At 69.6% G+C, this 9,656-nt stretch carries 8 protein-coding genes and 2 pseudogenes; all 10 read right to left on the minus strand.

Features of this window, described 5'->3' with window-relative positions:
- Positions 1-91 precede the first annotated feature (91 nt).
- Positions 92-1,524, minus strand: a pseudogene (locus ACWEQO_RS34295) (IS701 family transposase).
- A 66-nt stretch (positions 1,525-1,590) separates the two neighbouring features.
- Entirely contained in the window at positions 1,591-2,013 is a 423-nt protein-coding gene (locus ACWEQO_RS34300; protein ID WP_361462477.1) for a hypothetical protein, read from the minus strand.
- A 92-nt stretch (positions 2,014-2,105) separates the two neighbouring features.
- Entirely contained in the window at positions 2,106-2,828 is a 723-nt protein-coding gene (locus ACWEQO_RS34305) for a helix-turn-helix domain containing protein (RefSeq protein ID WP_361462474.1), read from the minus strand.
- The gene (locus tag ACWEQO_RS34310) at positions 2,828-4,918 is read right to left on the minus strand and encodes a hypothetical protein (RefSeq protein WP_452986435.1); all 2,091 of its coding nucleotides are present in this window, start codon (positions 4,916-4,918) and stop codon (positions 2,828-2,830) included. The genes ACWEQO_RS34305 and ACWEQO_RS34310 overlap by 1 nt, the downstream gene beginning before the upstream one ends.
- Positions 4,919-4,945: 27 nt before the next feature.
- Positions 4,946-5,542 (minus strand): helix-turn-helix domain-containing protein, encoded by a 597-nt coding sequence (locus tag ACWEQO_RS34315; protein WP_452986436.1) that lies wholly within the window; start codon positions 5,540-5,542, stop codon positions 4,946-4,948.
- 166 nt (positions 5,543-5,708) lie between these two features.
- Positions 5,709-6,827, minus strand: coding sequence for a hypothetical protein (locus tag ACWEQO_RS34320; protein ID WP_452986437.1), 1,119 nt, complete (start codon positions 6,825-6,827; stop codon positions 5,709-5,711).
- A 385-nt stretch (positions 6,828-7,212) separates the two neighbouring features.
- Entirely contained in the window at positions 7,213-7,596 is a 384-nt protein-coding gene (locus ACWEQO_RS34325) for a hypothetical protein (RefSeq protein ID WP_361462465.1), read from the minus strand.
- Between the two features lie 79 nt (positions 7,597-7,675).
- A complete protein-coding gene (locus ACWEQO_RS34330) occupies positions 7,676-8,797 on the minus strand; it encodes a hypothetical protein (protein ID WP_452986438.1) in 1,122 nt (373 codons plus the stop codon).
- The gene (locus ACWEQO_RS34335) at positions 8,794-9,570 is read right to left on the minus strand and encodes an AAA family ATPase (RefSeq protein ID WP_452986439.1); all 777 of its coding nucleotides are present in this window, start codon (positions 9,568-9,570) and stop codon (positions 8,794-8,796) included. Before ACWEQO_RS34335 ends, ACWEQO_RS34330 begins: the two co-directional genes overlap by 4 nt.
- Position 9,571: 1 nt before the next feature.
- Positions 9,572-9,656, minus strand: a pseudogene (locus ACWEQO_RS34340) (IS5/IS1182 family transposase); the annotation flags it as partial.

Genomic DNA, 9,656 nt, shown 5'->3' on the forward strand with positions numbered 1-9,656 from the left:
CGGGTACGCAGCCCGCACACCCCGGCCCCCGAACGTGCGTTACCACCCCGCTACCAGCAACTTGCCCGCTGACGGGCTTTCCAGACGCCCTCTAGCGGTGATTTGTTAAACCGGGGAGTAGAGGCTCACGGTGTGCCCGGTGGTGACCGCGTCGATCAGGCTCTGGAGCTCGGTCGGCGGGGGCGCCGTGGACCAGGCCCGCCACCAGCGCTGCAGCGCGACCGCGGGGGTCAGCCAGCCGCGGACGGCGCGGATCGCCTTCGGCCAGCACGGCGGGACCGATGCGTTCCCCCCTCTCTCCGGCGTCGGTCTCCGATGCCGGTGCCGACGTTGCCTCAGGTCCCGGGTCGGTGAGCCAGGTCTCCCAGCAGAAGGTGAACGCGCAGTTGACCAGGGTCTGGTGACGGCGGATCGCGGCATCGGAGCGGACCTGGAAGTCGGCCCAGCCCAACTCGTCCTTGACCTGCTGGTAGCCCTGCTCGATCCAGTTGCGGATGCCGTAGATCCGCACGATCTCCTCCCGGCCGGCGGGCGGGCGGGGAGACTCGGCGGCGCGGGGCGAGCCGGGCCGGGGCAGGTCGGTGGCCAGGTACCAGGTGGCCTTCTCCGGAAGGGTGGCCGGGTCGGTGGTGGCCACCACCAGCCGCGTCAGGCCGTCCGGTCCCCAGAAACCCAAGGTGGCGTCGGCGGCCCACCAGATGGCGGTGTGCCCGTCGCGGAAGGTGCGCACCAGGGCGTCCAGTCCCCGGGCTCCCCGGGCTCCCCGGGGCCGTCCCAGGCCGGCTCGCGGGCGGCGTCCACCGGGGTACGGGCCTGGTCACCGTAGGCCCAGATGCCGCGGCGGCGCTTGACGGCCATGACGAACGGCACACCGGCGGCGTGCAGTTCGCACCGGAAGTCGTCCAGGTCGCCGTAGGCGCCGTCGGCCACCGCCGCCCGGAAGGGGAATCCGGCGGCCCGGGCCCGGCCGGCCAGCTCCGCGGCGATCCGCCACTTGGTGCGGAAGGCCGGGTCGCTGCGGCCCCGTTCGAAGTGGTGGGCCGGGGTGTAGGGCACCGCGTGCAGCGGATAGTACAGGCGCTCGTCCGCCCACAGCGTGGTCACCGTGACCACGGCGTTGTCGGTCTTGCCGTACCGGCCCAGCCACTGCCGCCCGACGTGCGCGGTCGCCTTTCCGTCCTTGCGGTCCCCGGAGTCGTCGATGACCAGCACCCCATCGGCGTGCGGGACCGTCGCCGGATCGGCCCGCAGCAGCTCCAGCCGCCGGGCATTGACCCGCTCGGGGGCCCAGGGCGACTCGGAGAAGAACTGCAGCCGCTGCACCCCCGAGTGCTGGGTGCCTGCGATCGGCTCCGCTCCGGCCAGGCAGGTCAGCGTCTTGTTCCGATCCCGCGGCAGCAGCAGCCCGGCCAGGTACTCCCGGAACCCACGCCGCTGCGCCAGCGAGGAGAAGAGGTCGTCGAACCGGGTCGCATAGCCCTCCAGCGGTCCCGGTGCCGGCGGACACGGACGCCTCGCGGTCACCATCGCGGCCACCTCCGGCCTGCGGAACTCCCCTGCCTGCCGGTCTACTGCGGACTCTGCCCCCAGTCAACAAATCACCGCTAGTTGATCGTTTCGGGATGCGACCGCGGCAGTCACTCGCCGTCGAGACGCTGGAAGATCTGGGTCGAAGTCGCCGTTGTCTAGCAGGCCTGTGATCACCTGGATCATGTTGTCGATGCCTGGATCCCGGACGATCAGGCTGTCCAAGCACCAGAAGTAGCGGCCGTCCAGGTCTTCGCCGGTCTTGGATCCCTTTTCCATCAGCCGATGGACCTCGGCGACGGTGAGCACGGTCGCGCTCCAGCGCGATCCTTCCGTCAACCGGACCTCGACATCGACATTGCACACCGCGGCCGGGTCCTCACCAGCGCTGAGCGGGAAGGACGCCTCGAAGCGGTCTGTGCGGACCCGGTACCAGGGCCCGTCCCGGCGCTGTTCGGCCGTTTCGGTGTCTTTGTTGTTGGTCATCGCGTGAGTGTCCCGGACCGAGCTCTCCGTCTGTCATGCCCGGCGTCTTGATCCATTCGACGGTACGTCGCCGCGAGGTGGGAGGCAGCATGTCAGCGTGGACGCCAGGTACGCACCTCGAGATGGAGGATCTGGGCGTCCGGGCGGATGCGGCCGGTCTCCACGAGCCACTGGTAGACGGCGGCGGTGACGTCTCCGCCGGCGGCGTCCACGCGGTGGGCGAAGTCGGCTGCGTCGTGGCCGCCGGTCTGCGCGGAGCCGTAGGAGCGCTCCTCGGTGTGGTCCGCGCGCTGGAGGACGTCGCGGCGGATACCGGGTGAGTCGGTGCGGCTGCCGGAGGGGTGCAGGTAGCCGGTTTTGGCGAGGCGGACGGTGAAGGCCAGGCGCAGGTTCTGGCGGGCGGCTTCGGCGATCAGCGGGCGCAGGCGGGAGGAGCCGGAGGCGATCGCCTGGGCGCCGACGCGGCCGGTGCCGGAGCCGGTGGGGGTGATCAGGACGGCTTTGCCGCGGACGCGGGCTTTCGTGCCGCTGGCCGTGGTGCGGCGGGTGATGTGCCGGCTTGCGAGGGAGGTGAGTTCGGACAGGTCGGTGATGCCGCCGGTCTGGACGGCGGCCAGGACCTGCCGGAGGGCGGGGACGAAGGCGGCGCCCTTGTTCTTTGTGTAGAACTGGGAGACCAGGGAGGGGTCTCGGTTGATGATGCGGGCGATGTCGCGTTTGGTGTAGCCCGCTGCCTGGAGCTGGTCGGCGAGCTGGGCTGCCTCGTTCAACCGGCGCGGTGCGGTGGGGCGGTTGCGACGGGGACGTGGCGGCATCAGTTATGTCCCCCGTTCTGGGCAAGGGCGGTACGTCCGGCGTCGCGCAGGGCGAGGAGTTCTTCCTCGGTGGTGGGGGCGGCCACGGGGTGGGTGAGGTGGCCCTTGAGGAGGTAGTCGCCGGGCTGGTGGTGGTGCGGCCATTGCTGGGGGGCGGTGAGGTAGAGGGCGTCGGTGCGGAAGGCGACGACGCTGCCGGGCGGGGTGTGCAGGGCGCCGGCGTAGGTGCCCTCGTCGCGGTGGCGTTGGCTGAGGAGGGCGGCGCGGGCGCCGGACCAGATCGCGGCGGCCCATTCCGGGTGGGCGTTGGGGTCGCGGCTGAAGCCGGTGGGTTTCTGCCAGGTGATCAGCTCGTCGTCGAAGCCGATGATTTCGGCATCCGCAGGGACGTCGCGCTCCAGGGTGCGGGGGGTGGTGCCGGTGACCATGCGGGGGCGTTGGGCGAAGGCGCCGATGCCGTACAGCAGGACGGAGCGCACCGCGCGGGAGGCGAGGTGGGCGGCGCGGGCCTGCTGCGGGTCGCCCTGGAACTGGGCCTGGGCGGAGAGGTTGTTCCAGGTGTCCTTGAGTTTTTTGGCCCAGTCGTCGAGGGGTTTGCCGTCCTCCCAGAGGATGCCGTCGAGGATCTCGATCTTCCACGGCTGGAGGGGGTTGGTCAGGGCAGTGTGGAGTTCGGGGCCACCGGCCCAGGTGGTGAAGGTGGCGCCGGACTGGGCGGGGTAGTGCCAGGCGCGGTCGCCGGGGGCGGGGGCGGGCAGCAGGCCGACGTGGTGCCAGGTGTCGGGGACGGTGACGCGCACCTGCCAGTGCCCGCACCCGTACAGGGCGCGGATCTGCTCCTTCTCGCTCCAGGCGGCGAAGGTGGCGGCGGTGATGCGGCGGGGGGTGCCGACCGGGGACTTCCAGGTGTGCTTGGCGTAGGCGAAGGTACGGTCGTACTCGACCAACTGGGGCAGCTGTTCGGGCACGCGGGGCGGGGTGAGCAGTTCGTTGCGGCCCTGGCCGGCGGTGGCGTGCAGCAGGCCGCGCAGTTCCTCGGACAGGACGGGGAAGCCGTCGGCGTACTGGCCGCGGGTGGGGATGGTGCGGGTCCACAGGTCGCGGCCGGTCTGGGACGGGGAGCCCATGATCACCGCGTCGCTCCAGTGGCGGCGCAGGGCCTGCCACAGCAGCACGAAGGCATCCCGGACGGTGGCCGGGTCGTCCCCGTCGGTGTCGAACCACTCCCCCACCGAGCGGATCTCGACGTGCTGGTCGCCGTTCTCGCGCTGGTAGCGGCCGACGGGGTTGCGGGCGTGGACGAAGTGCCCGGCCATCCGGTCGCGGCCGCGGCCGGTGTCCGTGCGCCATCCGGGCGTGGGGGCGTTCAGCCAGGAAGCGACCGCATCGCGCAGGTAGGGGTAGCGGTCGGCGTCGCGGTGCCAGGGATCGCCGGCGGTGATGTAGATCCGCTCCACGCCCTCGGGGACGGTGTGGAAGACGGCGGTGAGGATGTCGGCGGCCGACCTGCCGGCGAGGTCGAGGCGGTGGGTCTGGTTGCGGTGGACCAGCACGCCGGTGGCGGTGTCCAGGAAGACGGTGGAGCGGGCCTGCTGGGTGAAGTTCGGGCGGGCGGAGGCCAGGCCGGGCGTGTGGGCGAACCAGGCATCGCCCGTCTCGCCTTCGGGGATGGAGGGCAGGGTCCGCGGCGCATCCGGTGCGGCCGTCACGGCCGGGGCATCGGCTGGGGCGGCCTGCGGCTGCGCGGTAAGCATTACAGGCGCCACTGCCGCGGGCTGTACAGCCGGTTCCGGCTCGGCGTTCTTGGGGGGTGTACGTGTGGCGGGAGCCGGCGACTGCGCCGGGGCATCGGTGCTTTCCTCGGCGAGGCTGTCGGGGGCCAGGGACGGGGCGAGGGAGACAATGTCGGCCACGCTCAGCCCGGCGGCCGGGGCGATCCGCTCCGCTTTGGCCTTCTCGTAGGAGGCCAGCTGGACGATCCGCTTGTCCCGGTCGGCTTCCAGCTTCGCCAGCGCCGCCCGGGCCTTCTTGATCTGGCCCCGCACGGTGCGCAGGTCGGCGAGCGCGGTGTTGTAGCTCTGTGCGTCCATGGGGGCTTCCTTGTCCGGGCCCGCGGTTCAGGCGGCGTTGCTGGTGGGGATATAGGCGATGGCACCGCCCGAGTGGGAGGTGAGCCGGGTGCCCAGCAGGAGCTCGGCGTGACGCCGGTCGGCACTTGTGCTGGAAGTGAAGGTGATCTGCGGGGTGGCGAGGTCCGTGACGTAGCCGGCCAGGCGTGCGTTAGGGAAGGCGTGACGGCCTTCGCTGTTCCTCTCCCATTGCTCCAGGCCGGTCAGCACGGCCACGACGTAGCCGGACAGGGTTACCGGCAGCACTCCCCCGGCCGCGACGCTCGCCGCGTCGCACCGCCACCAGCCGCGCAACGCCTTCAGAAGATCGTCGGGGCCGAGGGTGGCGGCGAAGCCGATCCAGTCCCGGTCCGGTTCGTCAGCCGGCTGGGCCACATCGACTCTCAGCACGGCGATCTCCTTGACGCTCAGCTGATCAAGGGCTGCGTGCTTGCGCGTGCTGAGCGCCTGCACGACGGGAAGCGGGATCATGACCCGCACACCGCGGCGCGACAAACCCGGCAGTACTTCTGCCCGTACGAGACGCCGCAGGGTGGTGATTGCGCAGCCGAGCTCCTCTGCGGCTTGCCCGGTCGTCAGCAGCATCTCACCTACTCCTTCAGTGCAAACTCTGATATTTGATCAGGCATGAACATTCTAGTGAGAGGTGTAACGCAGGGTCAAGTTTCCTCAGCTCACCTGGCGCTCAGCGGAGCAGTGACAGCACCGCCGCCAAGGCGATCGAGCTGTGACGTGGTCGTGTGCGGCTGCGTCAGCGGTATTCACGCAGTCGTGTGAGGAACTGCCGGATCAGCGCGTCGAGATCAGCGTCTGCGCTGGTCTCTTCGACGAGGATGCGTTCGATGTGGACGATTCCGCTGTTGCGCCAGTGGCGGTCGCGCGTGGTGTCTGCACCAAAGCGCCCTCGGTGATGCGGCCCGTCGACCTCGATAATCCCTACCCTGCCTGCAACAGTGACGAGGAAGTCCGGCGTCCAGGCGTTGCCACTGCCGACGCGCCCCATAGGCAACGGGAAGATGGAGATGGTGGAGTCCGGGGGCAGTGCTGCCTGTGCCCGCTTCAGCGCCTCGTAGACGAGGACTTCCTCGCGGGAGTCGAAGACGAATCCTTCCTTGCTGAGCGCGGGGGCGATCCCTTTGGCGCGCGTCCTGGACGCCTGGTTGGATACCGCTCCCTTGGCCAGCCTCTGCTGCAGTATCTGCCGCCAGTCGTCACCGATGTCGGGCAGCGCGGGTGCGGCACTGATGCCACCGACCTCCAGGCCGTGCCGCCCGGCCACGTGCTCGAACACCGGCTGGATGGCTGCGGTCACTTCCTCGGTGAACCGGGGAACCAGGTAGGGAGGCACGATGAGTACGGCGTCCTGCCAGTCCCCGAACCGGTTGCCCGGGACCAGTTCGACGTCTTCGACGTCCGCCAGCAGCGCCGCTGCCTGGTTATTGCCTTGCTCATGCATGAGGAAAGCGGTCTGAGCCAGGACGAGATGCAGCGTGGGTGTCGCTGCGTCTCGTCCTGACGCATGGGACATTTCAGGCGCGGTGACGGCGAAGGACACCTGGGCCTTCGTGGCCGAGGCTTGTGGTGCGGAGCGGGCAGGAGGCGAGGGACTGTTCCCCTCCACGACCAGTTTCAGAGCAGGCCAGCCATCGAGGATCAAGGCAAGTGACTCTTCGATCACGGCGCACGAGCCCGAGCTGACGAGGTTGTCGTACGCGCCCTGGTTGATGATGCTCAGCGTCACAGTCGTACCGTCGTAGGAGAGCGCCTTCGCGTTCTGGCTCAGCATGATCCAGGTGAACCGTCGCCGGTTCCTGACCGCTTCCAGGAACTGCGGCCACAGCGCCTGAATCTCTGCCGTTTTGTCCACCATTCCACCCCCTGTGAGACACTCAACCAACAGGGTAAAGGCCGGCGCTGACGGTCGTTGTAGCGATCTTCGTCCGCTGTGTACGGACACGGGCTGCCTCTGCATGGCGCTGCCGGGCACCGGTCGCCCCGGCAGCCGATCTCCCGAGGTCACAGCCTGTCGGTTTTCATCTCATCCGCGTTTGTGGCAGGAGGCCGGGCTCAGTAGATGAACTCGATGCAGTCGACGTCGGCGAGTCGTACTGCGTGCAAGCCGTTGGGACCTGGAGAGGCTCCGAAGTAGGACTCGCCTACCGCGTCAGCAACGATGCTGCGCAATTCCTGCTCGGAGGCGCCACAATGCCGGGCTTCGAACAAGCGCGCCGGGTAGGGGTGATGCATGGGCTGCGTCAGGAAGCGGACGCGGCCGTCGTCGGAGGATCCTGCTGCCGCTTCGAAGCCGAACCAGCCGCGGAAGTGCACCCCCAGTGCTGCTGAACGCCGAAGTCCCGGTGGGCCCGGCGGCGGACGCGTGGCTGCCACAGTCGGATGACTTCTTTGAGGATGGCCTGGCTCAATACCTTGTCCGGTGCGCTTGCTTTGTCCGTGAGGATGCTCTGCAGGATCTGGGGTGTGGTATTCAGGCGGCTGATGAGTACGGCGAGGTCGATGTTGCGGGAGTTGAGAAAGCGTAAGCGGGCCCGGTCCGAGCGCGGGGGCTGACGGGTCCAGTGGTGGGAGTCGGAGATGTCGAGAGCTTCCGCGACGGAGTTGGTGTGCAAGCCGTCGAGCATGTGAGTCCTCCAAAGGCGTTGGGCTGGTGGGGCGTGTGGTGGTAGATGGCGGGTGGTGCCACCTGGGTGCAGCTGTGGTTCATGGGGCGGTCAGGAGGCGGCAGGTTTCGGTGGCGTGGGCGATGTCGTTGCGCTGCCAGGCACCTAGCCGGAATGGGCGGTTCGTGCCGGAGAGGTGGGCGGGCAGGGCGGAGGGGGCCTGGCCTTCCAGGCAGGTGTGGATGCGGGCGGCGTCCAGCAGGAGGGACGCCCAGTCGGGTACATGGGCGGGCAGGTGGGCGCGAGGGGTGCTCGGGGTGGGGAGCTGGAGGCTGGACAGCTGGTCGGTGCCGTAGTCGGTGAGGGCGCGGATGGCGACGGCTGCGGCGTCGACGGGGTGGGCGATGCGGGTGTGGATGCGGTGGGCCACGACTTCGTGGTGCTCCCCGGGGTGGGGAGCTTTGTCGGTGAGGGCAGCAAGGGCACGGGCGGGTGGTGGGTTGTCGTCGGAGGGGAGCCGGGTGGGGGTGCCGCGGCAGCTGGTGGTGATCTCGTCAGGTCGTCCGGGCGGGCGGCGGGGGCGGGGCGGCAGCTGGTACCAGGGCTCGGTTTCGCTGCTCGGGAAGGCGGCAGCCTGCCACCAGGGGTAGCCGTTCGTGGTGGGGGCGTCGCTGTGGTGGGAGTGGACGTGGTGATCTGCTTGCGTGGTGGTGTCGAGGCGGGTGTGGGCGATGGCGTCGAGGATCTGGGTGAGGGCGGATGAGGGCGGGCCGCTGAGGACGAGGGTGAGATGGATGCGGGTGCGTTCACGCAAGGCCATGAGGTGCTCGAGGTGGCGGCCGGTAAGACGGTGCGCACGGCAGACGATGTAGTGGCCGATCCCGAGTGCCTCGGTCCATGCGGCCACGACGCGCCAGGATTGGTCGGCGTTTCCGGTCCAGTACGGCGGGTCGATGTGCGGGGGCGGAAGGTGTTTGCCGAGGGCGCGGATGAGGTCGTGGGCGAGGTAGGCGGGCGCGGTGCCCAGTGGGGTGGGGTGCACGGCGATCCGGCCTTCACGGGGGTTGTGTGCGGCGAGGGCTGTGGTGGTGTAGGCGGGCTGGTCGTGCGGGTCGGCGATGACGGTAAGAGGCGGCAGGTTGGGATCGGTGTGGTCGGGTGACCATTGAGGTGTCCACGGGCTGATGGTGTTGGCGGCTGCTGTGGCGGGTGAGGGTGTCATGGGGTGGCGGTCCGGCGTGGTTGAAGGCGGCGCAGGAGTGCGGTCGGCTCGGGCGGGCGGCGGTGGCGGCGCTGATGGGCCTGCATCTGGTGGGTGAGAGCCGCCCAGCGGCGGAAGTTGCCGTGGGCCCACAGACTGTCCAGCCGGGTCAGGACGCTCGGGGGGATGTCCTGCCACAGGGGGTGGAAGGCGGGTAGGGCGGTGAGGACGTCGTCTGTGCTGAGCGGTTCCATGATGTGCCAGGTGGTGACCCGGCTGAGGAGGGCCGCCTGGGAGCGCAGGGCTTTGAGGCGGGGTCGGCTGGCGAGGAGGAGGATGGTGACCTGCGGGCCCGGGTCGTCGTGGAGGTGGCGCAGGTATTCGGTACAGGACGGGGACAGTTGGTGGGCTTCGTCGACGGCGAGCAGCCGGGGTGGCTGCATGAGGGTGTGGCGTAGGTACTCGTCGCAGATCCCGGGGTCTTCGGGCGGATCGCCGGGCAGGTCGAGGGCACGGTAGAGGGTGTGGCGCAGGTCGTCGGGGCGGGCTTGGGGACGGGGCAGCAGCCAGAGCACGGGCAGGTCGGGCCGCTGGTCGCAGAGGATGTGGGCGGTGTAGGTCTTGCCGACGCCGGGGTCGGCGGTCAGGCAGATCATGCTCTGGTCGCGTAGTGCTTGATCGAGGGTGGCGGCGGCCGCCCGCACTGCGGGGGTGGTCACAGTGCGGGCACCGGGCAGATTGAGGTAGTGGCGTGCGGTGGGGACCGCATAGGGGTGGGACACCTTAGAAGTCATCTCAATTGGCGAGTCTGCGGTAGCAGATGAGGGTGCAGGCGATGCTCGTGAAGGCCAGGAAGTGCTCGGCCTTGCGCTCGTAGCGA

The organism is Streptomyces sp. NPDC004051, from assembly GCF_053604275.1.

Coding starts and splice junctions, on each gene's coding strand:
- ACWEQO_RS34300 (WP_361462477.1), bottom strand. CDS start 2,013: ATGACCAACAACAAAGACACCGAAACGGCCGAACAGCGCCGGGACGGG.
- ACWEQO_RS34305 (WP_361462474.1), bottom strand. CDS start 2,828: ATGCCGCCACGTCCCCGTCGCAACCGCCCCACCGCACCGCGCCGGTTG.
- ACWEQO_RS34310 (WP_452986435.1), bottom strand. CDS start 4,918: ATGGACGCACAGAGCTACAACACCGCGCTCGCCGACCTGCGCACCGTG.
- ACWEQO_RS34315 (WP_452986436.1), bottom strand. CDS start 5,542: ATGCTGCTGACGACCGGGCAAGCCGCAGAGGAGCTCGGCTGCGCAATC.
- ACWEQO_RS34320 (WP_452986437.1), bottom strand. CDS start 6,827: ATGGTGGACAAAACGGCAGAGATTCAGGCGCTGTGGCCGCAGTTCCTG.
- ACWEQO_RS34325 (WP_361462465.1), bottom strand. CDS start 7,596: ATGCTCGACGGCTTGCACACCAACTCCGTCGCGGAAGCTCTCGACATC.
- ACWEQO_RS34330 (WP_452986438.1), bottom strand. CDS start 8,797: ATGACACCCTCACCCGCCACAGCAGCCGCCAACACCATCAGCCCGTGG.
- ACWEQO_RS34335 (WP_452986439.1), bottom strand. CDS start 9,570: ATGACTTCTAAGGTGTCCCACCCCTATGCGGTCCCCACCGCACGCCAC.